A 25,634-nucleotide genomic window follows, 5' to 3' on the forward strand; every position below is an offset into this window, starting at 1 on the left:
GGGGACCGCCGCCTTCCGCGTGTCCGGCGTCCAGGGCGCGTCCGACGATTCGCGTCGCGCGCCCGGCGGGAACCGCCGGACACGTTTCAGCGGGGCAGTCGCGCCCCCGGCTTCTCCAGGGGGACCTGCTCGCCGTCCGAGCCGACGACCGTCCGGTCGCCCAGCGGCTCGTCGAGCCGCACGGTCCGGTGGAAGAACTTGGCGATCTTGATGCAGACGGTGTCCGGCCACGGCGTCTCGGTCACGGTCACCTTCACCCGGCCCCCGCTCTCCACCGCCGTCGCCCGGTAGTCGGAACACACCCCGCCCGTGAAGCCGACGACCAGTTCGTCGCCCTCGGCCGTGTAGCCGTCGACCTTCACGTCACGGGTCTCGGTGCCCGAGGTCGGTGCCGCGGACGGCGTGGCGGCCGGGGGCGCGCTCAGGAACTCCGGCTCGACCGCCGGATGCGTCACCGTGTAGGCGTCCCCCGCCCCGGTCCCGCGCACCGAGAACAGCCAGGAGGGCACCAGCACCTGACGGCCGCCCGAGGCGTGCGGGGCGAGCCCGAACACCGCCTCCTCGACCGTGAGCGTCTCCTTCGGGGACGCGCCGGCCGACGTCCCGCACGGGCTCTTCGGCCCCTCCTCCGCCGGCACGGGCGTGGCGCAGCCGCCGATGCCCGCACGGGGATCGGTCCCCGGCGCCGCGTTCATCCGGTCCAGCGTCTCCCGCGCCCCCAGCACGGGGTACGTCGCCCCCTCGACCGGTGCCTTCACCTGGCCGCTGCCGGCGACGATCTCGCCCTGGGCGCTCACGGTGACGCCGGTCGTCCAGCCGTAGGTCGGCAGGCCGTCGATCCCGGGGTCGGCGTTCACGACCCGCCGCGCGCCCACGACCTGGCTCGCGTCGAGCGTGGCGTCGCCCTGCCCGACCGCCCTCAGGACCGGCGCCGCCGCCTTCTTCGCGGCCGCCTCGCCCACCGGGTCCGCGGACGAGGCCGTGGCCTCCGGCGCACAGACGTCGGAGCCGTTCTTGCAGGCGTCGGTGCCGGGGGAGTACCGGCTGAACGTCCACGGGCCCGGCGCCCCCTTCTCCACCCGGAGGACCGGGCCGGACCCGTCCTTCCCGGAACCGACCCGCCACGTCCGGCCCTCGGCCACCACAGTGCCCTCGACCCCCAGCGCGCCCGCCAGCCGGGCCACCTCGGCCTGCGCGACCTCGCCCTTCGCCCAGTACACGGACGCCGAGCCGGGTCCCGCCGGGAGGGTGCCGTCGGCCCGGTAGGTCACCCCGTACGGGTTCGGCTCCCCGGGCGCGATGCCCTGCGGGCTCCCCTGGGCCGGCGCCGGGGCGTGGTCGTCCAGCACGAGCACCGGCGGAGTGCCGTCCGCCGCGGGCGTCCGGCCACTGCTGCTTGTGCCGTCTCCCGCACGGGAGGCGAGATAGGCCCCGCCCCCGCCGACGAGCAGCACGGCGGCGGCGACGGAGGCGACGAGGGCGACGGAGCGCCGGCGGCCGCCTTCGGAGGCGCCGTGCCGCTCGCCGGCGAGGGAGCGGCCGACGACGCCGCCCTCGGCCTCGTCCCGCGGGTCGGGACCCGGGTGCGGCGCCGGGGCTGCGGGAGAGCCGTCGCCGGCCACCGGGCCGACCGCCGGCTCCTCCGCGCCGGCCGCACCGGCCGTGCCGGGAATCCCCGCTTCGGGGTCCGGGCCGGGGGCATCGGCGGGCACCTCCCCGCCGGACCGAGGCGCCCTCGCCCCGGCTCCGGACCCGGCTTCGGCTTTTCCGGTCTCCCCGCGCTCCCCGGCCCCTCCGGTCTCCCCGCGTTCCCCTGTCTTCCCGCCCTCCCCGGTCTCCCCGGTCTCCTCGACCGTGGTCTCCTGCGCACGCGCCTCCTCCGGCGTACCCCGGTCCTGCGGGGTGCGTCCGTCCTCCGGCCCGCGTGCGGCGTCGTCGTTGTCGGGTCGCTCGGTGTTCACCGCATCGCTCCTTCGGCTGCGCCGCTGTCGTACCTCACACCCCCTTGACGGGGGACAGCGATGGGACGCAGCGGGGGAGCGCACGGTTCCCCTGCTCGCGCCCCGGCCGAAAGAAGGGCCCGCAGAAGGCCCGCGTCAGTTGCCGTACTCCGGCATCGCCTCCAGCAGTCGGGCCGCGTTCGCGGGAACGGTCACGCCGTGGATCAGGGACAGCGGCACCGGACGGGCGACACGCTTCTCCGGGGCGGCCCAGTGCGGTGCCATCCGGGCGCAGTCGCCCCGCAGCGACGCCAGGTCGCCTTCGAGATCGGCCGGAGCGGGCGCGTGGACCTTGAGGTTCGTCATAACGGCACCGTACGCACGGGTGGGGCCGCGAAGAAAGATCTACTATCGGGTAGTTTCATCCGCTTCAACGGTCGCGGTCGACCGGGTAGCGTGAACTGTCAATCCCCCTCCCACAGGAGAGTCCACGCCGTGCGCATCGCAGTCACCGGCTCCATCGCAACCGACCACCTCATGACGTTCCCCGGCCGCTTCGCCGACCAGCTCGTCGCGGACCAGCTCCACACGGTCTCGCTCTCCTTCCTGGTCGACAAGCTGGACGTACGGCGCGGAGGGGTGGGCGCGAACATCGCCTTCGGCATGGGGCAGCTCGGCACGAAGCCCATCCTGGTCGGCGCCGCCGGCTCCGACTTCGACGAGTACCGGGCCTGGCTGGACCGGCACGGCGTCGACACCGCCTCGGTCCGCATCTCCGAGACCCTGCACACCGCCCGCTTCGTGTGCACCACGGACTCCGACCACAACCAGATCGGTTCCTTCTACACGGGCGCGATGAGCGAGGCCCGCCTCATCGAGCTGAAGACCGTCGCCGACCGCGTCGGCGGCCTGGACCTGGTCCTGATCGGCGCCGACGACCCCGAGGCGATGCTGCGCCACACGGAGGAGTGCCGCTCCCGGGACATCCCCTTCGCCGCCGACTTCTCCCAGCAGATCGCCCGCATGGGCGGCGAGGAGATCCGCATCCTGCTGGACGGGGCGACGTACCTCTTCTCCAACGAGTACGAGAAGGGACTCATCGAGTCCAAGACCGGCTGGAGCGACGAGGAGATCCTCGGCAAGGTCGGCCACCGCGTCACCACCCTCGGCGCGCGCGGCGTGCGCGTCGAGCGGGCCGGCGAGGAGCCGATCGAGGTCGGCTGCCCGCAGGAGGAGCGCAAGGCCGAGCCCACCGGCGTCGGCGACGCCTTCCGCGCCGGCTTCCTCTCCGGCCTGGCGTGGGACGTCTCCCTGGAGCGCGCCGCCCAGATCGGCTGCATGCTCGCCACCCTGGTCATCGAGACCATCGGCACCCAGGAGTACCAGCTCCGCCGCGCCCACTTCATGGACCGCTTCGCGAAGGCGTACGGCGACGAGGCCGCCGCCGAGGTCCAGAAGCACCTGAGCTGACCCGGGCGGACCGGCACCCCGGCCCGCCCGGACGACCCGGAGCAGACTCGGAACCGGCTCCGGGTCCGCTCGGACGACTCCGCGCCGACTCAGACGAGCCGGCGGACCAGATGGGCGGAGCCCCGGTCCGCCGGCTCCTCGCCGACGTACTCCTGCCCCCGCATCTGGCACCAGGCGGGGATGTCGAGCCGCGCCGCCTCGTCGTCGGCCAGGATCCGCACGGTGCCGCCGACCGGCACGTCGCCGATGACCTTCGCCAGTTCGATGACGGGGATCGGGCAGAGCTTGCCGAGGGCGTCGACGACCAGCTCGTCCTCCCCCGTGACGGCCGTCGGCGCGGGCGCCCCGAGCTTGTCCCGCACCCCCGCCACCGCGCCCGGCAGCACGGCGAGGAACCGTTCCACGTCCTCCCCGGCCGTCCCCGGCGGCAGCGACACCCGCACGTTGCCCTCGCTCAGCACCCCCATCGCCCTGAGCACATGACTCGGCGTGAGCGTGCTGCTCGTGCAGGACGAACCGGAGGAGACGGAGAACCCCTCCCGGTCCAGCTCGTGCAGCAGTGTCTCCCCGTCGACATAGAGACAGGAGAAGGTGACGATCCCGGGCAGCCGCCGCTCCGCGTCACCCACCACCTCCACGTCCGGCACGGCCCGCGCCACCCCGGCCCGGATCCGCCCGGTCAACTCCCGCAGCCGCGCCGCCTCGGCCGCCGCCTCCGTCCGCACCGCCCGCAGCGACGCCACCGCGGCCACGATCGCCGGGATGTTCTCGAACCCGGCCGCGCGCCCCGACTCCCGCTCGTCGGCGGGCCCTTGAGGAGCGAACCGCACCCCCTTGCGCACCACCAGCAGTCCCACCCCCGACGGCCCGCCCCACTTGTGCGCGCTCGCCGCCAGCAGCGACCACGGCCCCGCCACCGGCCCCCACCCGAGCGACTGGGCCGCGTCGACGAACAACGGCACCCCCGCCTCCCGGCACGCCTCGGCCACCTCCGCCACCGGCTGCTCGGTCCCCACCTCGTGGTTGGCCGACTGCAGACAGGCGAGCGCGGTGTCCGGCCGCAGCGCCCCGGCGTACGACGCGGGGGTCACCGCGCCGGACCGCAGCACCGGCACCCGGGTCACCGTCCCGCCGGCCGACTCGAAGACCTCGGCCGAATGGAGCACGCAGGAGTGTTCGACCGCTGACACGATCAGGTGGCGTCCGGCGCGCCGTCGGCCCGCCAGCGCGCCCGCGACACCACTGTGCACGGCGCGCGTCCCGGACGGGGTGAACACCACCTCGTCGGGCCGGCACCCCACCGCCTCCGCCGCGGCCTCACGGGCCGCGTCCAGCAGCAGCCGGGCCCGGCGGCCCTCCCGGTGGAGCCGGGCGGGATCGGCCCAGCCCTCGTCGAGCGAGGCCAACAGGGCCTGACGGGCCACGGGATGGAGCGGGGCGGCGGAGGCGGCGTCGAAGTAGGGCACACGGCAACGGTAGAGCGCGGGGGAGCGGGACGACGGTCCGGGGAACGGCGCGAGCGGCCACAAACCCGCACGCACACGTCCAACAGGCCGCATCCCCGAGCGATTAGGGGCCCTCTCCCACCCCTGGGCGTGACCCCCGGCGCGTTGCCCACCCCTCCCCGCGCGACCCCAAAACGCGTCCAGTAGGGTTTGGTCCGCATAAACATCCAAACCCCTGCCCGACGCAGGGCGGCGACCTACCAGCGAGAAGGCCGCAGCCGACCGCGCGGGCGAGACTCTCGGGAAGGCGCTACGTGAGTCCCAACGGCTCCGACCGCTCGCCGCGGCGCCCGATGCGGCGGAAGCTGCTGCAGGCACTGACCGCGGGCCTGGTCCTTGCGACCGCAACCGGTTGCACATACGAGGACTTCCCCCGCCTTGGCATGCCCACCCCGACCACGGAAGAGGCTCCGCGGATCCTCTCCCTGTGGCAGGGCTCATGGGCTGCCGCGCTGGCCACCGGCGTGCTGGTGTGGGGCCTGATCCTGTGGAGTGCTTTCTTCCACCGGCGCAGCCGCACCAAGGTCGAGGTACCTCCGCAGACCCGGTACAACATGCCCATCGAGGCCCTGTACACGGTGGTCCCGATCATCATCGTCTCGGTCCTCTTCTACTTCACCGCCCGCGACGAATCGAAGCTGCTCAGCCTCGAGAAGAAGCCCGACGTCACGGTCAACGTGGTCGGCTTCCAGTGGAGCTGGTGCTTCAACTACATCGAGAGCGTCGACGGTTCCACCGGTGACGCGAAGTCCGACAAGAACCTGGCCGCGATCCCGGACCGGTACAAGAAGGACTTCCCGGCCGACGCGGGCGGTGTCTACACCTGCGGCACCCCCGGTGAGCGGAACCCGCAGACCAACAACCCCGGCCCGACCCTCTGGCTCCCCGAGGGCAAGACGGTCCGCTTCGTCCTCACCTCGCGTGACGTCATCCACTCCTTCTGGGTGGTGCCGTTCCTGATGAAGCAGGACGTCATCCCGGGCCACACCAACGCCTTCCAGGTGACCCCCAACAAGCAGGGCACCTTCCTGGGCAAGTGCGCCGAGCTGTGCGGCGTCGACCACTCCCGGATGCTGTTCAACGTGAAGGTCGTCTCCCCCGAGCGCTACGAGCAGCACCTGAAGGACCTCGCCAAGAAGGGGCAGACCGGTTACGTTCCGGCCGGCATCGAGCAGACGAGCCCCGAGAAGAACCGGGAGTCGAACATCCTGTGAGCATCCTCAACGAACCCCAGGGTGCCGCCGCAGCAGGGTCCCACTATGAGGACGAGCTGCCGGTCCGGCGCCAGCGCCGCGGCGAAGTCGCCGTCAAGTGGCTCACCACGACGGACCACAAGACGATCGGCACGCTGTACCTCGTGACGTCGTTCGTGTTCTTCTGCATCGGTGGCGTGATGGCGCTCGTCATGCGCGCCGAGCTGGCCCGTCCGGGCCTGCAGATCATGTCGAACGAGCAGTTCAACCAGGCGTTCACGATGCACGGCACGATCATGCTGCTGATGTTCGCGACGCCGCTGTTCGCCGGCTTCGCCAACTGGATCATGCCGCTCCAGATCGGTGCCCCCGACGTCGCCTTCCCGCGGCTGAACATGTTCGCCTACTGGCTGTACCTGTTCGGCTCGCTGATCGCCGTGGCCGGTTTCCTCACCCCCGCGGGTGCGGCCGACTTCGGCTGGTTCGCCTACTCCCCGCTGTCGGACGCGGTCCGCAGCCCGGGCATCGGCGCCGACATGTGGATCATGGGCCTGGCCTTCTCCGGCTTCGGCACGATCCTCGGCTCGGTCAACTTCATCACCACGATCATCTGCATGCGCGCACCGGGCATGACCATGTTCCGCATGCCGATCTTCACCTGGAACGTCCTGCTGACCGGTGTCCTGGTCCTGCTGGCCTTCCCGGTCCTCGCGGCGGCGCTGTTCGCCCTGGAGGCGGACCGCAAGTTCGGCGCCCACATCTTCGACTCGGCCAACGGCGGCGCGCTGCTGTGGCAGCACCTCTTCTGGTTCTTCGGCCACCCAGAGGTGTACATCATCGCCCTGCCGTTCTTCGGGATCATCTCCGAAGTGATCCCCGTGTTCTCCCGCAAGCCGATGTTCGGCTACATGGGCCTGATCGCCGCGACCATCTCGATCGCCGGTCTGTCCGTGACGGTGTGGGCCCACCACATGTACGTCACCGGTGGCGTCCTGCTCCCGTTCTTCTCCTTCATGACGTTCCTCATCGCCGTCCCGACGGGCGTGAAGTTCTTCAACTGGATCGGGACGATGTGGAAGGGGTCGCTGAGCTTCGAGACCCCGATGCTGTGGGCGGCCGGCTTCCTGATCACCTTCACCTTCGGTGGTCTGACCGGTGTCATCCTGGCCTCGCCGCCCATGGACTTCCACGTCTCGGACTCGTACTTCGTGGTGGCGCACTTCCACTACGTCGTCTTCGGCACCGTCGTCTTCGCGATGTTCTCCGGCTTCCACTTCTGGTGGCCGAAGTTCACCGGCAAGATGCTCGACGAGCGCCTCGGCAAGATCACCTTCTGGACGCTGTTCGCCGGCTTCCACGGCACGTTCCTGGTCCAGCACTGGCTGGGCGCCGAGGGCATGCCGCGCCGCTACGCGGACTACCTGGCCGCCGACGGCTTCACGGCCCTGAACACGATCTCGACGATCAGCTCGTTCGTGCTCGGCCTGTCCGTCCTGCCGTTCTTCTACAACGTGTGGAAGACCGCCAAGTACGGCAAGCCGGTCCAGGTCGACGACCCGTGGGGCTACGGCCGCTCCCTGGAGTGGGCGACCTCCTGCCCGCCGCCGCGGCACAACTTCCTCACCCTGCCGCGGATCCGCAGTGAATCCCCGGCGTTCGACCTGCACCACCCGGAGATCGCAGCGCTCGAGCAGCTGGAGCACGCCGGTCACGGCGCCGCCGCCGTCGCGGGCAGCAAGGAGGCCGGCAAGTGAAGATCCAGGGCAAGATGTTCATCTGGCTGAGCGTCTTCCTGCTCGTCATGGCGACCGTCTACGGCGTCTGGTCCAAGGAGCCGGCCGGCACGACGGCCCTCTTCCTGGCCTTCGGCCTGTCCATCATGGTCGGCTTCTACCTGGGCTTCACCGCCAAGCGGGTCGACACCGGTGCCCAGGACAACAAGGAGGCGGACGTCGCGGACGACGCCGGCGAGCTGGGCTTCTTCAGCCCGCACAGCTGGCAGCCGCTCTCCCTGGCCATCGGCGGCGCCCTCGCCTTCCTGGGGGTCGCGGTCGGCTGGTGGCTGCTCTACTTCTCCGCCCCGCTGATCCTCATCGGCCTGTGGGGCTGGGTCTTCGAGTACTACCGCGGGGAGAACCGCACCCAGTAGCACGCGCCGCGCGCGGCAGAGCCCGGACACTCCGTGAGGAGGGTCCGGGCTCCTGCTTTTGCCGTAATCGGTATCGCCCGTCCGTGTCACCCAGCGTGCCGTGGTTGACGCCGCTCCCTAGCGTGAAGCCATGAGCCACGAACCCCGCCCCCGCACCGTCGTCAGCTGCACGCTGCTGGTGATCGCCCTGGTCGCGGGCGCAACCGCCTGCGGCTCGGACGGCAACCCGCTCGCCTCACGCCCGTACGACGCGACGGACCGGATCTCGTTCAACGTCCCCCGCGGCGACGCCGAGAAGGCCGACCCGGACAAGCCCCTGGAGATCAGGGCGGAGGACTCCGGCGAGCGGATCACCGACGTCACCGCCCAGGACGCCACGGGCCGCCACGTGGCGGGCGAACTCGCCGCCGACGGCCGTCGCTGGCACAGCACCGAGCCGCTCGCCGCAGGCGCCCGCTACACGGTCCGGGTGAGCACCGAGGACGAGGACGGCGCCCCCGGCCGCCGGGTCCTCACCTTCGACACCGGCACACCCGCCGCCAAGAAGCGGCTGACCGTCACCTTCGGCCCCGGCACGGGCACCTACGGCGTCGGACGGCCCGTCACCGCCGAACTGAACCGGCCGGTCAAGGACCCCGCCCAGCGGGCCGTCGTGGAACGCGCCCTGAAGGTCGACGCCAGGCCCTCCGTCCAGGGCGGCTGGCACTGGGTGGACGACAAGACGCTGCACTACCGCCCGAGGGACTACTGGCCCGCCCACGCCACCGTCCGCGTCCGCAGCAGCCTCGACGGCATCAAGGTCGGAGACCGGCTCTGGGGCGGCAGGTCGAAGGGCGTCACCTTCACCATCGGCGACCGCGTCGTCGCCGTCACCGACGCCTCCGCGCACTCCCTCACGCTGTACCGCAACGGTGAGGAGGTGAAGGAGATCCCCGTCACCACCGGAAAGCCCGGCTTCGAGACCCGCAACGGCGTCAAGGTCGTCCTGGGCAAGGAGTACTTCGTACGCATGCGCGGCACCACCGTCGGCATCGCCGAGGGCTCCTCGGAGTCGTACGACCTGCCCGTGTACTACGCCACCCGCGTCACCTGGAGCGGCGAGTACGTCCACGCCGCCCCCTGGTCGGTCGGCTCCCAGGGCTCCGCCAACGTCAGCCACGGCTGCGTGGGCATGAGCACCGCGAACGCCGAGTGGTTCTTCGAGAACGTCCGTGAGGGCGACGTCGTCCAGGTCGTCAACAGCGACGGCGACACGATGGAGGCCTTCGGCAACGGTTTCGGCGACTGGAACCTGGACTGGAAGGAGTGGCGCGAGGGCAGCGCCCTGGCCGCCGGCACGCAGAAAACCCAGGAGGACACCTCGAGGCTCCGGCCGACGGCCGTCTAGCGCGCCCCGGCGCTCAGGTCCCGGCAGGGCCCTCGGACGCGCCCACGAGGCTCCGGCGGCGCAGCAGGGACGCCAGGGCCTCCGCGAGCTCCACGGGGTCCACCGGCAGCGTCACGGCCGCGTCGGCGCGGCTCCAGGTCGCCAGCCACGCGTCCTGCGGGCGCCCGATGAGCAGCAGCACCGGCGGGCAGCGGAACACCTCGTCCTTGATCTGCCGGCACAGCCCCATGCCGCCCATGGGCACGGCCTCGCCGTCCAGCACACACACGTCGATCCCGCCCCGGTCCAGCTCCGTCAGCACGGCGGCGGGCGTCGCGCACTCCAGGAACTCGACCAGGGGCGCGTCCGGGGCCGGCCGCCGGCCGGCGGCCAGCCGCACCTGCTCCCTGGTGTTGGCGTCGTCGCTGTAGACCAGCACCGTGGCGGTCGCCTGCATGGTTCCTCCGCGTCATTGGAGTGGAACTTCGGGGTACCGATGGGGCGGATGCTACTCCCCCGGACACCTCGTCAACACCTGTTGGAACATGCCTGCGATGGGCCATACGGGCAGTACACGGGGTGCGAACACTCCGAACGGCACCCCCCGGAGTGAGGGCGGGATAAGCGACCGACATAATGTCGGTCGTGGCGACAGCAACGACAGTAGACACCGGGCACGCGCACCCGTCGGTCAATCGGCCGAACCTCACCAGCGTCGGAACCATCATCTGGCTGAGTTCCGAGCTGATGTTCTTCGCGGCCCTCTTCGCGATGTACTTCACCCTGCGATCGGTGACGGGTCCCGATCACTGGAAGGAAATGGCGCACGCGCTGAACCTTCCGTTCTCGGCGACGAACACCACGATCCTGGTGCTCTCCTCCCTCACCTGCCAGCTCGGCGTCTTCGCCGCCGAGCGCGGTGACGTGAAGAAGCTCAGAATGTGGTTCATCGTCACCTTCGTGATGGGTGCGATCTTCATCGGCGGTCAGGTGTACGAGTACACCGAGCTGGTCAAGAAGGACGGGCTCTCGCTCTCCTCCGACCCGTACGGCTCGGTGTTCTACCTGACCACCGGGTTCCACGGCCTGCACGTGACGGGTGGCCTCATCGCCTTCCTGTTCGTCCTCGGCCGCACCTACGCGGCGAAGAGGTTCACCCACGAACAGGCGACCGCGGCCATCGTCGTGTCCTACTACTGGCACTTCGTCGATGTCGTCTGGATCGGCCTCTTCGCCACGATCTACCTGATCAAGTAGCCGGGCCCGATCCCGCACCCGTCCCAGAAGCATCGACGCAGAAGATCCTGACACCGGGGTAATCCGTGAAAAAGCTCTCCGCACGACGACGCCATCCGATGGCGGCGCTCGTCGTCCTACTCCTCGCGCTGGCATGCACCGGGGGGCTGTACGCCGCGTTCGCACCCGCGAGCAAGGCGCAGGCAGACGAAACCGCACAGTCCCTCGCCATCGAAGAGGGCAAGAAGCTCTACGCCGTCGGCTGCGCCAGCTGCCACGGCACCGGCGGTCAGGGCACCTCCGACGGTCCGAGCCTGGTCGGCGTGGGCGCCGCGTCCGTCGACTTCCAGGTCGCCACCGGCCGGATGCCGGCCGCGACCTCCCAGGGCGCCCAGGTGCCCAAGAAGAAGAACATCTACACGCAGGCCGAGATCGACCAGCTCGCCGCGTACATCGCCTCGCTCGGCGCCGGCCCGGCCGTCCCCACCGAGGCCCAGTACGGTCCCGAGGGCGCGGACATCGCCGAGGGTGGTGAGCTGTTCCGCAACAACTGCGCCCAGTGCCACAACTTCACCGGCAAGGGCGGCGCCCTGACCCGGGGCAAGTACGCGCCTTCGCTGGAGGGCGTGGACCCGAAGCACATCTACGAGGCCATGCAGACGGGCCCGCAGAACATGCCCTCCTTCCCCGACACCACCATGTCGGAGCAGAACAAGAAGGACATCATCGCGTACCTGGACGCGGTCAACAGCTCCGACACGGAGAGCCCCGGCGGTCTTGAGCTGGGCGGCCTCGGGCCGGTCAGCGAGGGCCTCTTCGGCTGGATCTTCGGTCTCGGCGGGCTGATCGCCGTCGCCGTGTGGGTCGCCGCCCGGACCGCAAAGGCCAGGAAGTCATGAGTAGCCAAGACATCCCAGAAGAGAACCTGCCCGCTGAGCAGGATCACGCCCACGGAGCCGTGGACGTCGCGGACGAGAAGCACCCGTTCGCCGACCCCGGGCTGCCGCCGCACGAGCACCGTGTGCAGGACATCGACGAGCGGGCCGCCAAGCGGTCCGAGCGTGCGGTCGCCTTCCTGTTCACGCTGTCGATGCTGGCCACCGTCGGCTTCATCGCCTCCTACGTGGCGATCCCGCACGACAAGTCGGTCTTCATCTTCCCGCTCGGCCACATCAGCGCGCTGAACTTCGCGCTCGGTATGACGCTCGGCGCGGCCCTGTTCTGCATCGGCGCGGGCGCGGTCCACTGGGCCCGCACCCTGATGTCCGACGTGGAGATCGCCGACGAGCGGCACCCGATCGAGGCGGCGCCCGAGGTCAAGGCCAAGGTCATGGCCGACTTCCGGGACGGTGCCAGGGAGTCCGCGCTGGGCCGCCGCAAGCTCATCCGCAACACGATGTTCGGTGCGCTGGCCCTGTTCCCGCTCTCCGGCGTCGTCCTGCTGCGCGACCTCGGTCCGCTGCCCGAGGACAAGCTGCGGCACACGCGGTGGGCCAAGGGCAAGCTGCTCGTCAACATGAACACCAACGAGCCGCTGCGTCCCTCGGACGTCGCCGTCGGTTCCCTCACCTTCGCCAAGCCGGAAGGCCTGGAGGAGGAGGACCACGACTTCCAGACCGAGATCGCCAAGGCCGCCCTGATGATCGTCCGCATCCAGCCGGACAACATCAAGGACAAGCGCGAGCTCGAATGGTCGCACGAGGGCATCGTGGCGTACTCGAAGATCTGCACCCACGTGGGTTGCCCGATCTCCCTGTACGAGCAGCAGACGCACCACGTGCTGTGCCCCTGCCACCAGTCCACCTTCGACCTGTCCGACGGTGCCCGAGTGATCTTCGGTCCCGCCGGTCACGCCCTGCCGCAGCTGCGCATCGGCGTGAACGACGAGGGCTATCTCGAGGCGCTCGGCGACTTCGAAGAGCCCGTCGGTCCTGCCTTCTGGGAGCGCGGATGAGCAACAAGGACGACCGCCGCAAGGCACCCGCGGGCGAGCGGGTCGCCGACTGGGCCGACGGCCGCCTGGGGATCTACTCCCTGGCCAAGGCCAACATGCGCAAGATCTTCCCGGACCACTGGTCCTTCATGCTCGGTGAGATCTGCCTCTACAGCTTCATCATCATCATCCTCACGGGTGTGTACCTGACGCTGTTCTTCCACCCGTCGATGAACGAGGTGGAGTACCACGGCAGCTACGTCCCGCTGCAGGGCCAGCTGATGTCCGAGGCCTTCAACTCGACCATGCACATCTCCTTCGACGTGCGCGGTGGTCTGCTCATCCGGCAGATCCACCACTGGGCCGCGGTCATCTTCCTCGCCGGCATGTTCGTGCACATGATGCGCGTCTTCTTCACGGGCGCCTTCCGCAAGCCGCGCGAGATCAACTGGCTGTTCGGCTTCCTGCTGTTCGTCCTGGGCATGTTCACCGGTTTCACCGGCTACTCGCTCCCGGACGACCTGCTCTCCGGCACCGGTGTCCGCTTCACGCAGGGTGCGATCCTGTCCGTGCCGATCGTCGGCACGTACATCTCGATGTTCCTGTTCGGCGGGGAGTTCCCGGGCGGCGACTTCGTCGCGCGGTTCTACTCGATCCACATCCTGCTGCTGCCGGGCATCATGCTCGGGCTCGTGGTCGGCCACCTGATCCTGGTCTTCTACCACAAGCACACCCAGTTCGCGGGTCCCGGACGCACCAACAAGAACGTCGTCGGCATGCCGCTGCTGCCGGTCTACATGGCCAAGGCCGGAGGCTTCTTCTTCCTGGTCTTCGGCGCCATCTCGGCCATGGCCGGCATCGCGACCATCAACCCGATCTGGGTGCTGGGCCCCTACCGTCCGGACCAGGTGTCCACCGGCGCCCAGCCCGACTGGTACATGGGCTTCGCCGAGGGTCTGATCCGCGCGATGCCGGGCTGGGAGATCAACTTCTGGGGCCACACGCTGGTCATGGGCGTGTTCGTCCCGCTGGTGCTGTTCGGTCTGTTCCTCGGTGTGATCGCCATGTACCCGTTCATCGAGTCCTGGATCACCGGCGACAAGCGCGAGCACCACATCCTGGACCGTCCGCGCAACGCCCCGACCCGTACGGCCTTCGGTGTCGCCTGGGTCACCGGCTACCTGATCATGCTGATCGGTGGTGGCAACGACATCTTCGCCACCCACTTCCACCTGTCGATCAACGCGGTCACCTGGTTCGTCCGGATCGGCTTCTTCGCCGGACCGGTCATCGCCTTCGTGATCACCAAGCGGATCTGCCTCGGCCTCCAGCGCCGCGACAAGGACAAGGTGCTGCACGGTCGCGAGACCGGCACCATCAAGCGCCTGCCGCACGGTGAGTTCATCGAGGTGCACGAGCCGCTCAGCCAGGAGGCGCTCTACACGCTCACCGCGCACGAGCAGTACAAGCCCGCCGAGATCGGCCCGACGGTCGACGAGAACGGCGTCGAGCGCAAGGTGAAGCGCACCGAGAAGGTCCGCGCCAAGCTGAGCAAGGCGTACTACGGCGAGGAGAACCAGATCCCCAAGCCGACCGTCGAGGAGTACAAGGAGATCACGAGCGGCCACGGCCACCACTGATCACTGCGTCGCCACGCACCCCAGAAGGGCCCCGTCCGGTGTACGGACGGGGCCCTTCGCCCTGTCCGCGGCTGGATAGGGTGGAACCGTCGAGACGCGCGTCCCGTGCAGCGGGACCACACTGACCCAGGAGCGGCTTATGAGCGCTGTGACCCCCGCCGGAGGCGACACCGCGGCGGCCCGTTCCTGGCCCGAGGTGCTGAACGCCCTGCTGTCCGGCCACGACCTGAGCGCCGACGCCACGGCGTGGGCGATGGACCGGATCATGCGCGGCGAGGCCACCGACGCGCAGATCGCCGGCTTCGTGGTGGCGCTGCGCGCCAAGGGCGAGACCGTCGAGGAGATCAACGGACTCGTCCGCGCGATGTACGAGCACGCCAACGTGATCGAGGTGCCCGGCCCGGCCGTCGACATCGTCGGCACGGGCGGCGACGGCGCGAAGACGGTCAACATCTCCACGATGTCCTCGATCGTCGTCGCCGGCACGGGCGTCAAGGTCGTCAAGCACGGCAACCGGGCCGCGTCCTCCGCCTCCGGCGCCTCGGACGTCCTGGAGAAGCTCGGCGTCCGCCTCGACCTGACCCCGCGGCGGGTGGCCGAGGTCGCCGAGGAGGCGGGCATCACCTTCTGCTTCGCCGTCAAGTTCCACCCGGCGCTGCGTCACGCGGGCGCCGCGCGCGGCCAGCTGGGCATCCGCACGGTGTTCAACGTCCTCGGCCCGCTGACCAACCCGGCCAGGGTCCGGGCCCAGGCGGTCGGTGTGGCGGACCCGCGCATGGCGCCGATCGTCGCCGGTGTCTTCGCCGAACGAGGCCACTCCTCGCTGGTGTTCCGCGGCGACGACGGCCTCGACGAGCTGACGACGACCTCCACCTCCCGGGTCTGGGTGGTGCGGGAGGGCAAGGTGACCGAGGAGTCCTTCGACCCGCGCGACGTCGGCCTCGACCTCGTTCCCGTCGAGGCCCTGCGGGGTGCCGACGCCTCCTACAACGCCGAGGTGGCGCGCAGGCTGCTGGACGGCGGGACGGGTCCGGTCCGCGACGCCGTCCTGCTGAACTCGGCGGCCGCCCTGGTCGCCCTGGAGCCGACCGGGGCGCCGCTCGCCGAGCAGCTGCGCGCCGGCATGACCAGGGCCGCGGAGTCCCTCGACTCGGGGGCGGCGAAGCGGACGCTGGAGCGCTGGGCGGCGGCCACCCACGCCTGAGCCGGGACAGCGGCCGGCGAGGCGCGGTCCGGACTCCCGGTGTCTCAGGACATGGACCGCGCCTCGCGCGCCGGTGACCGTGTGGCAGAATGCCGTACCAGGTCATGAGTGACAGTCATGAGGCCCCGGCCGACTGTCCGGCAACCCTCCGTCCGTGGCGGGGTGCCCCGGGTGAAGACCAGGCTGTGGACAGAAAGGTCCACGGCAAGCGCGGACCCCTCACCGCACCAGGGGTCCTGGTCGTCGAGGAGCCTTCCGTGAGCAAGCGAATGCGATAGGGCCGCAGAGCCCCGCCTCCGCATCCCTCCTTCACCTTTCCCGCGCTCGAGCCGTAGCCGCTCGCGTGGTGAATCCCCCTGCCTCTCACGGGAGTTCAGCCATGTCCGTCTCCACCGCTGCCGCCGCCCCGACCCTTTGCGCCCCCCTGCCCGTTCTGGGACGGGACGTCACCGTCCCGCTCGTCACCGGCGGCGAGGTCGGCTACGCGGCCCTGGACTACGCCGCCAGCGCCCCCGCCCTCCAGCGCGTCTGGGACGACGTGGCCGCCTACGCCCCCTACTACGGCAGCGTCCACCGCGGCGCCGGACATCTTTCCCAGCTCTCCACCGACCTCTTCGAGAACGCCCGCCGCACGGTCGCCGCGTTCCTCGACTGCCGGCCCGACGACCAGCTCGTCTTCACGCGCTCCACCACCGACTCCCTCAACCTCCTGGCCGCCGCGCTCCCCGCCGACTGCCAGGTCTTCGTCTTCGAGACCGAGCACCACGCCGCGCTGCTGCCCTGGAAGGACGCCCGGGTCACCTGCCTCGACGCCCCGCGCACCCCGCTCCAGGCCGTCGCCGCCCTGGAGCGGGCCCTCGCCGACCGGGAACCGCACGGCCCGGCCCTGGTCTGCGTCACCGGCGCCTCCAACGTCACCGGCGAGTTGTGGCCCGTACGCGAACTGGCCGCCGCGGCCCACGCCCACGGTGCCCGGATCGTCCTGGACGCCGCCCAGCTCGCCCCCCACCACCCGGTGTCCGTCCGCGACCTCGACGTCGACTGGGTCGCCTTCTCCGGCCACAAGCTGTACGCCCCCTTCGGCTCCGGCGTGCTGGCCGGCCGCGCCGACTGGCTGCGGGCGGCCGAGCCGTACCTCGCCGGTGGCGGTGCCAGCCGCAGGGTGGCCCGGCGCGCGGACGGGGGAGTGGACGTGGAGTGGCACGAGAGCGCCGCCCGGCACGAGGCCGGCTCCCCGAACGTCATCGGGGCCTACGCCATCGCCTCCGCCTGCAAGGCCCTCACCGAAGCGGGCTTCGACACCCTGGTGGCCCGTGAGCAGCACCTCGTGGAGAAGGTCCGCACCGGCCTCGCGGAGGTCCCCGGGGTACGGATCCTGTCCCTCTTCGGCGACGACGCGCCGCGGGTCGGCGTGATCTCCTTCGTCGTGGAGGGCTGGAACAGCTCCCACTTCGCCGCCGCGCTCTCCGCCGAGTACGGCATCGGCGTCCGCGACGGCCTCTTCTGCGCCCATCCCCTGGTGCGCACCCTCCTCGGGGGCACCCCTCACAGCCAGGGCGAGTGCGGCGCCCCCGAGGCGGCCCCGGGCGAGAAGTCCCTCAACGCGATCCGCGTGAGCTTCGGCGCGGGCACCCCCGACGAGCACGTCGACCGCTTCGTGGCGGCGGTGCGTGAGCTGGTGACCGAGGGCGCGAAGTGGCGCTACCGCACGCAGGACGGCCGCTGCGTCCCGGCGGTGTAGGCGGGGCCTTTCCGCCGCGGGCGGTGCGCCGGACGGTCAGGAGTCCAGCCCGATGGCGAACGCGGCCTCGAGGTCGTGCTGCGAGTAGGTGCGGAACGCCACGTGCGTGTCCGTCGCCTCCACGCCAGGGATCTTGCTGATCCGTCCCGGGATCACGTCGGCGAGGTCCTCGTGCTGCCGCACCCGCACCATGGCGATCAGGTCGTAGGTGCCGGTCACGGAGAACACCTCGCTCACGGACTCCAGCGAAGCGATCGACTCCGCGATCTCGGGGATCCGGTCCACGCTGGTCTTGATGAGGACGATCGCGGTGATCACGGCTGGTTCTCTCCCTCGGGGGCCGGGGCTGGGCTGCTGCTCACTCTAGTGCCGCGGCAGGCGACGTCCGCCCCGTCGCGACGCCCTGCACGCCCCCTCGCCGCACCGGCCGAGAGTCCGAGTGCGTCCAGTACCGAGGACTTCCGGCCGGCACTCCCCCCGCCTTCGGCCGGGGGTACCCCCGGAGCACGCACCGGCCGCCGCTCCTTCACGGGCGAACGTCGCCTGCCGCGGCACTGGTGGGCCGGGCGAACCGGGCCCACGCGTAGACGAAGCCCAGCCCGAAGCCCACCAGGTGCGCCAGGTACGCCACGCCCGGCCCCGGTCCGGCCCGCCCCGCCGCCACCCATTGCAGCGCCGCCCAGAAGGGCAGCACGACCCAGGCCGGGAAGCGCAGCGGCAGGAAGAAGAGGAACGGCAGGAGACTGGTGACGCGGGCTCGGGGAAACAGGTACAGCAAGGCGCCGAGAACCGCCGAGATCGCCCCGGAGGCCCCGACCAGGGACTGCCCGGAGTCGGCGTTGGCGGCGGCGTACCCCAGCAGCGCCAGGGCGCCGCAGCCGAGGTAGAAGAGCGTGAACTCGACGCGGCCCATCCGGTGCTCGGTCATCGCCCCGAAGACGTAGAGGAAGAGCATGTTGCCCAGCAGGTGCACCCAGCTGCCGTGGACGAACAGGGCCGTGAAGGGCGTCAGGGCGGACCTCGGCGCGCCGTCGAACACGTCCTCGGGGATCACGCCCCACCGGCGGAAGTAGGCGCGTTGCGCGAGCGCCGCCTCCTCGCCGGTGCCGTACACCGGATCGAGGCCCGAGGCCGGACCGATCACGAAGATCAGGCAGCACAGGGCCATCAGCGCGTACGTCACGGGCGCCACGGGGTGTCGGACGGCCCGGCCCAGGGGTCTCCTCCAGTCGCTGATCATGGCTACAGAGCATGACGCAACGGGACGTACCGGGCCGTACCGCCTCGCCGCCGTGGACGGACGGGCGGCGAGGACCCGCCAGGCCGTAGGGTTACGAGCCACATGCTCCGGGGAGCCTTCGACGCGCCCCGGTCCCGGAAGACCGACACTAGAAGGAAGCGGACGGTCACGATGACGGTTCCCCTGCCGACCGCCACGACGCGGTGGCGCTGCACTCTCTGCGGCAACCTCACGCGGTTCGACGTGACGCGCTCGTCGAAGGTCGTCGAGTACGTCCACCTCGATCTCGCCGGTGAGGCGAAGGTGGAGGAGCGCGAGGTGGTCAGTGAGACCATCGAGTCGGTGCGGTGCCGTTGGTGCAACGCCGTGGATCAGGTGGAGCTGGTGGACAGGCCGGGCGCCGGCTCCTGAGGATGGGGGTCCCCCCGCTCGGGCGAAGCCGAGAGCGGGGGAGGGCCCCGCACGGAATTGGGGTGTGACGGATGGTGGAGACCACGGGCGGGGGGCCGGGCGACGGCGCCGCCGAGGTGCTCGACCGTCCGCTGCCCGACGGGGTGCGGCGCCGGGTCGTGCAGATCGTCTCGGACGGCTTCGGCGGCCTGACCGTCGCCGAACTGCCCGCCCAGCTGCGGCAGTACGCCCGGTTCGCCCCGAACCGGCGGGCCAAGTTCGCGGGCAACGCGATGGCCGCCGCGCTGGAGACCGACCCGCTGTTCCGCCAGCGCATCGCGGAGAAGTTCAGGGAGGCCCAGCCGGAACTGGCCGGCGCCCTGGACTCCGGTTCGCCGCCCCCGGCCGCGGACCCGCTCGACGTGGCCGCCGCGGCCTACGTGCTGCGCCCCACCGGCTGGGTCAAGCTGGTCACCGCCGCCGGCGAGGAGGCCCTGCGGGCGGACGCCGAGCGGGCCGACGAGGAGAGCCGGGCGGAGCTGGAGCGGCTGCGCGAGCAGCTCGCCGAGGCCCGTGAGCTGACCCGGACCGAGACCGAGCGGCTGCGCGCCGAGCTGGACGCGGCGAAGCGGGAGGGCGAGTCGCTGCACCGCAAGCTGCGGTCGGCCCTCAGCGACGTCAAGCGGGGCGAGGCCGCGCTGCGCAAGCTCCAGGGCGAGATGGAGGCCGTACGGAGCGAGGGGCAGGCGCAGGTGTCCGCGGCCGAGAGCGAGTCGCGGCGGCTCAAGGCGCGGCTCGGCGAGGCGGAGGCCGCGCTGGAGGCCACCCGGCGGGCGGCCCGCGAGGGGCGCAGCGTCGAGGACATGCGGGTACGGCTGCTGCTGGACACCCTGCTGGAATCGGCCCAGGGGCTGCGCCGGGAACTGGCGCTGCCGCCGGTGTCGGTGCGTCCGGCGGAGACCGTCGACGCGGTGGAGCCCGGCCGGATGACCCCGAAGGACATCGCGGCCCGCGCGCTGTCGGAGAACGACCCGGCGATCCTGGACCAGTTGCTGGCGCTGCCGCAGGCGCATCTCGTCGTCGACGGCTACAACGTCACCAAGACCGGTTATCCGCAGATGCCGTTGGAGAAGCAGCGGCTGCGGCTGCTCGGGCAGCTCTCGGCGCTCGCCGCGCAGACCGGCGCCGAGGTCACCTGCGTCTTCGACGGTGCCGAGCTGGTCGCGCCGGTACTGCTGGCGCCGCCGCGCGGGGTGCGGGTGCTGTTCTCCAAGCCGGGGATCACCGCCGACGAGCTGATCCGCCAGCTGGTGCGGGCCGAGCCGCCCGGCCGGCCGGTCATCGTGGCCTCGACGGACCGCGAGGTGGCCGACGGGGTGGCCAGGGCGGGGGCCCGGCCTGTGGCTTCTGCGGTACTCCTGAAGCGACTGACCTGAAGGTCAACGTAAAGGTTTAATGCCCGAATTGACGCAATCATCACGCAACGTAGCGTCAATCATGCGTCACCGCATGTGGGTTGAGTGTAAAGAATGCGGTGCGTCACCGACTTTTTCGGCTCCAGGATTTGAAGTGATCACAAGAAGGTCACTAGGGTCTGCCTTCGAACCTCCGCACGAGTGATCACTCACATGAAGGAGCTCGCTCTCCGTGGCGTCCCACCGTCGACCCAAGCAGCCGAGTCGCGCGCGCGTGACCTTGCTGACCACCGCGGCCGCCGCCGCTGTTGCCCTGACCTCGCAGACCGCCAACGCCGCGCCGAGCGAGAAGCCCAGCAAGGACGAGGTCAAGTCCAAGGTCGACAAGCTCTACGAAGAGGCGGAGCAGGCCACCGAGAAGTACAACGGGGCCAAGGAGAAGCAGGAGAAGCTCCAGAAGGAGATCTCCACGATCCAGGACGACGTCGCCCGCGGCCAGGAAGAGCTGAACGGGCTGCGCGAGTCCATAGGCCAGGCGGCGGCGGCCCAGTACCGCTCCGGCAGCATCGACTCCTCCCTGCAGCTGTTCCTGTCCTCGGACCCGGACGACTACCTGGACAAGGCGTCCGCCGCCGACCAGCTGAGCGCCCAGCAGGTCGAGTCGCTGAAGAAGATCCAGGACAAGCAGCGCGAGCTGGCCCAGGACCGCGCGGAGGCCTCCGACAAGCTCGAGGACCTCGCCTCCACCCGCACCGAACTGGGCAAGAAGAAGAAGGAAGTCCAGGCCAAGCTCGCCGAGGCGCAGAAGCTCCTCAACACGCTGACGGCCGAGGAGAAGGCCGCGCTGGCCGCCTCCGACGCCCGCGCCAGCCGTGACGCCGGTGAGCGCGTCGAGCTCGGCAACACGGGCGCCGCCTCCGGCCGCGCCATGGCCGCCTTCCAGGCCGCCCAGAGCAAGATCGGCTCGCCCTACGTCTACGGCGCCACCGGCCCGTCCTCCTTCGACTGCTCGGGCCTGACCTCCTGGGCCTTCGGCCAGGCCGGCGTCAGCATCCCGCGCATCTCGCAGGACCAGGCGAACGCCGGTACGCGCATCTACTCCCAGTCCGACCTCAAGGTCGGCGACCTGGTGATCTTCTACGGCGACCTGCACCACGTCGGCTTCTACGCGGGCAACGGCCAGGTGCTGCACGCCCCGCGCACCGGCACCGTCGTGCGCTACGAGTCGATCAACAACATGCCGTACCAGTTCGGCGTCCGGATCTGAGCATCCGTCCGACCGCGACACCCGGACGCCCGAACGGGCGAATCACCGCGACGTGAACTGACCCCGCACCCCGCCCATGACCTGCGTCAGCGGCGGGGTGTCACGTTGTGTCGCCGCCGAGGTCTTTGGTGGGCCCCCCGTCGCGCGGCTACTGTCTGCCGCGTTTCCCCGGCACGCGTGCCGGGGGGACGGTCTCTGTCCGCCAGAGGAAGGAGCGCGGCTTCCCGTGGGGTCCCATCGCCGCCTTGCACCGTCCGGGTTCGACCGGGGCGCCCTGTGCGTCCTGTCCGCCGCCGCAGCCGCCCTCGGGGCCGTCGCCACCACCGCCGTACCGGCCACGGCCGCCCCGCACGAGGACACCCGGACCGAGGTGGACCGGCTCTACGAGGCCGCCGAGAAGGCCACCGAGGCCTTCAACGAGGCCGGGGAACGGGCCGGCACCCTGCGCCGGCAGGTCGGGGACTCCCAGGACCGCGTCGCCCGCAAGCAGGAGCGCGTCAACGTGCTGCGCGAGCGGCTCGGCGCACTGGCCGGCGCCCAGTACCGCTCCGGCGGACTCGACCCGTCCCTGGCACTGCTGTTCTCCGACGACCCGGCCGACTACCTCGACAGGGCCTCCGTCCTCGACCGCGTCACCGCCCGCCAGGCCGACGACCTGAAGGACCTCCAGCACGCCCTGCGCGAACTGACCCAGGAACGCGCCGAGGCCACCCGCAGGCTCGGCGAGCTGGAGAAGAGCCGCGAGGCCGTCGAGAAGCACAAGCGGACCGTCGAGCGGAAGCTCGCCGGCGCCCGGCGGCTGCTGGACTCCCTCCCGTCCGCCGAGCGCGCCGCCTACGACCGGGCTGCTCGGTCCGGCCGCTCCGGCCCGCCCGGTCCCGAGGGCGCCGGCGCCGCCTCGGGCCGCGCGGCCGCCGCTCTGGCCGCCGCCCGCTCCGCACTCGGCAGACCGTACGTCTGGGGCGCCAACGGGCCCGCCGGCTTCGACTGCTCGGGCCTGGTGCAGTGGTCGTACGCGCGGGCCGGGATCTTTCTGCCGCGGACCTCGCAGGCCCAGGCGCACGCCGGACGGCGGGTCCCGCTCTCCCAGGCCCGGCCCGGCGACATCGTCACCTACCGCTCCGACGCCAGCCACGTCGGCATGTACGCGGGCAACGGTCAGGTCATCCACGCCCCCCACCCGGGCGCGCCCGTGCGCTACGACCCGGTCGGGATGATGCCGGTGTCGTCGGTGACGAGGCCCTGACCGGGGCGGTCGGCGCCACGCCTTCGGGGTTCCGCCCGGGACGGCCCGCCGTACGATCGGGGGGATGGCTGGTCACGGGCGGGCGCGCGGATCCGGAGCCGTGGGGCTCGCGGTGCTGCTGCTCGTCCTGCTCGTGGGCTGCGGCGGGCGGCCCGCCACCGACGGCGCCAGGGCCGAGGTCCAGCGGGTGCTGGACCGGCGGGCCGCCGCCGTCCTGGCCCACGACGCGACCGCCTACGCCGCCACCGGCGACCCCGCCGGATACACCCGGCTGCGGGCCGTGCCGCTGGCCGCCTGGTCCTACCGGGTGACCGCCGTCCGGCCCGGCGGGGCCGGGGCCCAGGCCGACGCGGAGCTGAGCTACCGCGTCGAGGGCCACGACCGGGGCCCGGTGACCGTGGCGCGCACCCTGCGGCTGACCCGCGACGCCGCCGGGCGGTGGAACGTGGCCGCCGAGAAGCCCGCGCGCGAGTCCGGCCAGCAGCTGTGGGACCAGGGCACGGTCACGGCCGTCCGGGGCGCCCGCAGCCTCGTCCTCGGGGTCGGCCGGTCCGGCGAGCAGCTGCGGACCTTCGCGGGGCTGGCCGACCGGGCCGTCCCCGCGGTCTCGCAGGCGTGGGGCACCGACTGGGCCCGGCGGGTCGTCGTCCTCGTGCCGGAGTCGCTCGACGGCATGGCGGCGCTGCTCGGCTCGCCCGCCTCCTCCTACCGCGGGATCGCCGCGGTCACCACGGGGGAGACGGGCGGTGGGGCCGACGCGCCGGCCGACCGGATCATCGTCAACCCGGACGCCTTCGGCATGCTGGGCCCGGTCGGCCGACAGGTGGTGCTCACCCACGAGACCACGCACGTCGCCACCCGGGCCGACACCAATGAGGCGACCCCGCTGTGGCTGTCGGAGGGGTACGCCGACTGGGTCGGCTACCGCGGCACCGGCCGCACCCCGGACGAGGCCGCGCCCGAGCTGCAGAAGGCCGTCCGCGCGGGTGACCTGCCGGACGGGCTGCCGTCCGACGGCGACTTCGCTTTCGCCGGGGACGCGGCGCGGCTGGCGCGGGCCTACGAGGGCGGCTGGACGGCCTGCCGGGTGATCGCCGGGCGATGGGGCGAGGAGGAACTCCACGCCTTCTACCGGGCCGTGGGGGGGCACGGGAAACGGCCGGGGGCGGTCGAGGGGGCGCTGGAGAGCGTGCTGGGAACGACCCTGGAGGACTTCACCGCCGAGTGGCGGCGGTACCTCCACGACGAGCTGGGCTGAGCGCCGCCGCGTCCCGTCACCCGGCCGGCCGGTCGCCTCTTCGCGCCGGGCCCGCCCGGCTCCCCGCGGGCCGTCCCCGGCGTCAGGAGGAGACCGGCGCGTGCCCGGCGTCAGGAGGAGACCGGCGCGTGCCCGGCGCGGGCGGCCCGACCGGGTCCGGCGGGCGGGGCGGCGGCCCGCGGCACCGTCGAGCGCCACAGCCGTACGGCCGCGGTGGCCGTGGCCGCCACCAGCAGGCCGTTGCGCAGGAACAGCAGGGTGAGCCCGAGGGCGTCGCTCGCGACGACGTGGTCGAACCAGACGGGAAACTCCAGCACCGTCACCGGCGACGCGGCCAGCACCAGGACGGTCGGCGGCCCCATCCGGCTGCCCGGGAAGCACCGGCAGACGGCGGCCAGACCGACCAGCCACACCAGGTACTGCGGACTGATCACGCGGCTGGTGGTGGTGAACAGCAGGACGGCGGTGAAGGCGGCGTCCGCGAGCGTGTGCGGCGCGAACCGCCGCGCCCGCAGCCGCCACAGCAGCAGCCAGCCGAACGCGGCCGCCGTCAGGCCCAGGGCGGCATTGCTCACCACGCCCACGTACGGGCCGAGGAACTCCACCGAGCCGTAGTTGAGCAGCACCTCGCCGCTCCAGCCGGCATGCCGGGCGACGTGGAGGACCAGGGCGCCCAGCGACTCCACCTCGGTGCCGCGGTCCCGCTGGGAGGAGAGGAAGACGAAGGCGCCGGGCGCGGCCAGTGCGAACAGGGCCGCGAGGGCGCCGACGGTGACGGCCGCCGCGCCCCAGGCCCGCCGCCGCACGGCGCCGGCCAGCAGCAGCACCGGCCACACCTTGAGCAGGGCTCCCAGACCGGCCAGCGCCCCCATGACCCGGGGATGCCGGACCCCGGCGAGCAGCGCGGCCACCGCGACCGCGGTCACCATCAGGTCGTAGCGGGCGTACACCGTCGGGCCCAGCAGGGGGACGCCCGCCACCCATACCAGGGCGCCGCGCGGGGAGCGGCCGGCGGTCAGCAGCAGCACCAGGACGGCGAGATCGGCGAGGAGGGCCAGGACGAAGAACGCCGACGCGTAGTCCAGGAAGGGCAGCAGACCGGGGGAGAGGATCGCGAGGGCGGCCGCGGGCGGGTACTGCCAGGTCACGTCGTCCCGCGGGTAGGCCCCGGCGCTCAGCACGTCGTACCAGCCCCGGTAGATCACCGACACGTCGGTGGTGACGTCCGGGCCGGGGAAGACGTACACCTTGAACACGCACAGCAGCAGCACGAGCCGGGTCACGCCCCAGAGGGCCGCCAGACCCGTCAGGCCGGCCGGGGAGCGCCTGTCGTCCATGAACTCCACGTGTGCCCCTGTTCGTCCTCTTGGTCAGGGTATGCGGACCACATGGTCTCCCGCCCGGCTGTGCGCGGGCCGTGCGGCACGGCCGGGCGCGGCTG

The 25,634-nt window shown here is 71.7% G+C and carries 23 protein-coding genes and 1 riboswitch; of the genes, 16 read left to right on the forward strand and 7 right to left on the reverse strand.

Features of this window, described 5'->3' with window-relative positions; translation table 11 throughout:
- Positions 1-86: 86 nt before the first annotated feature.
- Together ACGFQC_RS04120 and ACGFQC_RS04125 are read right to left on the reverse strand one after the other, a co-directional pair.
- Positions 87-1,961, reverse strand: a complete 1,875-nt coding sequence (locus ACGFQC_RS04120) for a hypothetical protein (RefSeq protein WP_363087159.1) — start codon at positions 1,959-1,961, stop codon at positions 87-89.
- A gap of 135 nt (positions 1,962-2,096) precedes the next feature.
- The gene (locus tag ACGFQC_RS04125) at positions 2,097-2,306 is read right to left on the reverse strand and encodes a hypothetical protein (RefSeq protein ID WP_363087160.1); all 210 of its coding nucleotides are present in this window, start codon (positions 2,304-2,306) and stop codon (positions 2,097-2,099) included.
- A 129-nt stretch (positions 2,307-2,435) separates the two neighbouring features.
- On the opposite strand from ACGFQC_RS04125, the gene ACGFQC_RS04130 reads away from it, so the two are divergent.
- Positions 2,436-3,410, forward strand: a complete 975-nt coding sequence (locus tag ACGFQC_RS04130; RefSeq protein ID WP_363087161.1) for a carbohydrate kinase family protein — start codon at positions 2,436-2,438, stop codon at positions 3,408-3,410.
- An 89-nt stretch (positions 3,411-3,499) separates the two neighbouring features.
- On the opposite strand, the gene ACGFQC_RS04135 is transcribed toward ACGFQC_RS04130, so the two are convergent.
- Positions 3,500-4,876: an aminotransferase class V-fold PLP-dependent enzyme gene (locus ACGFQC_RS04135; RefSeq protein WP_363087162.1), complete on the reverse strand. Its 1,377-nt coding sequence runs from the start codon at positions 4,874-4,876 to the stop codon at positions 3,500-3,502.
- Between the two features lie 293 nt (positions 4,877-5,169).
- On the opposite strand from ACGFQC_RS04135, the gene coxB reads away from it, so the two are divergent.
- The 4 genes from coxB to ACGFQC_RS04155 all read left to right on the forward strand — a co-directional run bounded on the left by coxB (position 5,170) and on the right by ACGFQC_RS04155 (position 9,644).
- Complete coding sequence (gene coxB, locus ACGFQC_RS04140) at positions 5,170-6,129, forward strand: cytochrome c oxidase subunit II (RefSeq protein WP_363087163.1); 960 nt, start codon at positions 5,170-5,172, stop codon at positions 6,127-6,129.
- Entirely contained in the window at positions 6,126-7,862 is a 1,737-nt protein-coding gene (gene ctaD, locus ACGFQC_RS04145) for a cytochrome c oxidase subunit I (RefSeq protein ID WP_363087164.1), read from the forward strand. Before coxB ends, ctaD begins: the two co-directional genes overlap by 4 nt.
- Positions 7,859-8,257 carry a cytochrome c oxidase subunit 4 gene (locus tag ACGFQC_RS04150; RefSeq protein WP_363087165.1) on the forward strand — a complete coding sequence of 133 codons (399 nt, stop codon included), beginning with the start codon at positions 7,859-7,861 and terminating at the stop codon, positions 8,255-8,257. The genes ctaD and ACGFQC_RS04150 overlap by 4 nt, the downstream gene beginning before the upstream one ends.
- Before the next feature lie 130 nt (positions 8,258-8,387).
- Entirely contained in the window at positions 8,388-9,644 is a 1,257-nt protein-coding gene (locus ACGFQC_RS04155; RefSeq protein ID WP_363087166.1) for an Ig-like domain-containing protein, read from the forward strand.
- A 13-nt stretch (positions 9,645-9,657) separates the two neighbouring features.
- On the opposite strand, the gene ACGFQC_RS04160 is transcribed toward ACGFQC_RS04155, so the two are convergent.
- Positions 9,658-10,080 carry a hypothetical protein gene (locus tag ACGFQC_RS04160; protein WP_363087167.1) on the reverse strand — a complete coding sequence of 141 codons (423 nt, stop codon included), beginning with the start codon at positions 10,078-10,080 and terminating at the stop codon, positions 9,658-9,660.
- A 179-nt stretch (positions 10,081-10,259) separates the two neighbouring features.
- Between ACGFQC_RS04160 and ACGFQC_RS04165 the strand changes: the two genes are divergently transcribed.
- From ACGFQC_RS04165 to ACGFQC_RS04190, 6 genes are all read left to right on the forward strand, one after another.
- A complete protein-coding gene (locus ACGFQC_RS04165) occupies positions 10,260-10,880 on the forward strand; it encodes a heme-copper oxidase subunit III (protein ID WP_363087168.1) in 621 nt (206 codons plus the stop codon).
- 65 nt (positions 10,881-10,945) lie between these two features.
- A complete protein-coding gene (locus tag ACGFQC_RS04170) occupies positions 10,946-11,758 on the forward strand; it encodes a c-type cytochrome (RefSeq protein WP_363087169.1) in 813 nt (270 codons plus the stop codon).
- Positions 11,755-12,813 carry a Rieske 2Fe-2S domain-containing protein gene (locus tag ACGFQC_RS04175; RefSeq protein WP_363087170.1) on the forward strand — a complete coding sequence of 353 codons (1,059 nt, stop codon included), beginning with the start codon at positions 11,755-11,757 and terminating at the stop codon, positions 12,811-12,813. The genes ACGFQC_RS04170 and ACGFQC_RS04175 overlap by 4 nt, the downstream gene beginning before the upstream one ends.
- Positions 12,810-14,432, forward strand: coding sequence for a cytochrome bc complex cytochrome b subunit (locus ACGFQC_RS04180; protein ID WP_363087171.1), 1,623 nt, complete (start codon positions 12,810-12,812; stop codon positions 14,430-14,432). Before ACGFQC_RS04175 ends, ACGFQC_RS04180 begins: the two co-directional genes overlap by 4 nt.
- Positions 14,433-14,571: 139 nt before the next feature.
- Positions 14,572-15,636, forward strand: coding sequence for an anthranilate phosphoribosyltransferase (trpD, locus tag ACGFQC_RS04185; protein ID WP_363087172.1), 1,065 nt, complete (start codon positions 14,572-14,574; stop codon positions 15,634-15,636).
- A gap of 100 nt (positions 15,637-15,736) precedes the next feature.
- Positions 15,737-15,853: riboswitch (SAM riboswitch) on the forward strand.
- Positions 15,854-16,015: 162 nt separating this feature from the next.
- On the forward strand, positions 16,016-17,377 hold the full coding sequence (locus ACGFQC_RS04190) for an aminotransferase class V-fold PLP-dependent enzyme (protein WP_363087173.1): 1,362 nt from the start codon (positions 16,016-16,018) through the stop codon (positions 17,375-17,377).
- A 36-nt stretch (positions 17,378-17,413) separates the two neighbouring features.
- Here the strand turns inward: ACGFQC_RS04190 and ACGFQC_RS04195 are convergent, their stop codons facing one another.
- Complete coding sequence (locus ACGFQC_RS04195) at positions 17,414-17,695, reverse strand: Lrp/AsnC ligand binding domain-containing protein (RefSeq protein ID WP_363087174.1); 282 nt, start codon at positions 17,693-17,695, stop codon at positions 17,414-17,416.
- 208 nt (positions 17,696-17,903) lie between these two features.
- A complete protein-coding gene (locus ACGFQC_RS04200; protein ID WP_363087175.1) occupies positions 17,904-18,617 on the reverse strand; it encodes a rhomboid family intramembrane serine protease in 714 nt (237 codons plus the stop codon).
- 171 nt (positions 18,618-18,788) lie between these two features.
- On the opposite strand from ACGFQC_RS04200, the gene ACGFQC_RS04205 reads away from it, so the two are divergent.
- The 5 genes from ACGFQC_RS04205 (at position 18,789) to ACGFQC_RS04225 (ending at position 24,193) form a co-directional block, all read left to right on the forward strand.
- The gene (locus ACGFQC_RS04205; protein WP_073491882.1) at positions 18,789-19,028 is read left to right on the forward strand and encodes a hypothetical protein; all 240 of its coding nucleotides are present in this window, start codon (positions 18,789-18,791) and stop codon (positions 19,026-19,028) included.
- Positions 19,029-19,099: 71 nt separating this feature from the next.
- Positions 19,100-20,443 carry an NYN domain-containing protein gene (locus ACGFQC_RS04210; protein ID WP_363087176.1) on the forward strand — a complete coding sequence of 448 codons (1,344 nt, stop codon included), beginning with the start codon at positions 19,100-19,102 and terminating at the stop codon, positions 20,441-20,443.
- Positions 20,444-20,654: 211 nt separating this feature from the next.
- Complete coding sequence (locus ACGFQC_RS04215; RefSeq protein ID WP_363087177.1) at positions 20,655-21,689, forward strand: NlpC/P60 family protein; 1,035 nt, start codon at positions 20,655-20,657, stop codon at positions 21,687-21,689.
- A gap of 226 nt (positions 21,690-21,915) precedes the next feature.
- Complete coding sequence (locus tag ACGFQC_RS04220) at positions 21,916-22,935, forward strand: NlpC/P60 family protein (RefSeq protein WP_363087178.1); 1,020 nt, start codon at positions 21,916-21,918, stop codon at positions 22,933-22,935.
- A 64-nt stretch (positions 22,936-22,999) separates the two neighbouring features.
- Positions 23,000-24,193 carry a hypothetical protein gene (locus ACGFQC_RS04225; protein WP_363087179.1) on the forward strand — a complete coding sequence of 398 codons (1,194 nt, stop codon included), beginning with the start codon at positions 23,000-23,002 and terminating at the stop codon, positions 24,191-24,193.
- Positions 24,194-24,303: 110 nt separating this feature from the next.
- On the opposite strand, the gene ACGFQC_RS04230 is transcribed toward ACGFQC_RS04225, so the two are convergent.
- Positions 24,304-25,530 carry a glycosyltransferase 87 family protein gene (locus ACGFQC_RS04230; protein WP_363087180.1) on the reverse strand — a complete coding sequence of 409 codons (1,227 nt, stop codon included), beginning with the start codon at positions 25,528-25,530 and terminating at the stop codon, positions 24,304-24,306.
- Positions 25,531-25,634: the final 104 nt, after the last annotated feature.

It is taken from the genome of Streptomyces sp. NPDC048734, from assembly GCF_043198675.1.
In the GTDB taxonomy this organism is placed as follows: Bacteria; Actinomycetota; Actinomycetes; order Streptomycetales; family Streptomycetaceae; genus Streptomyces.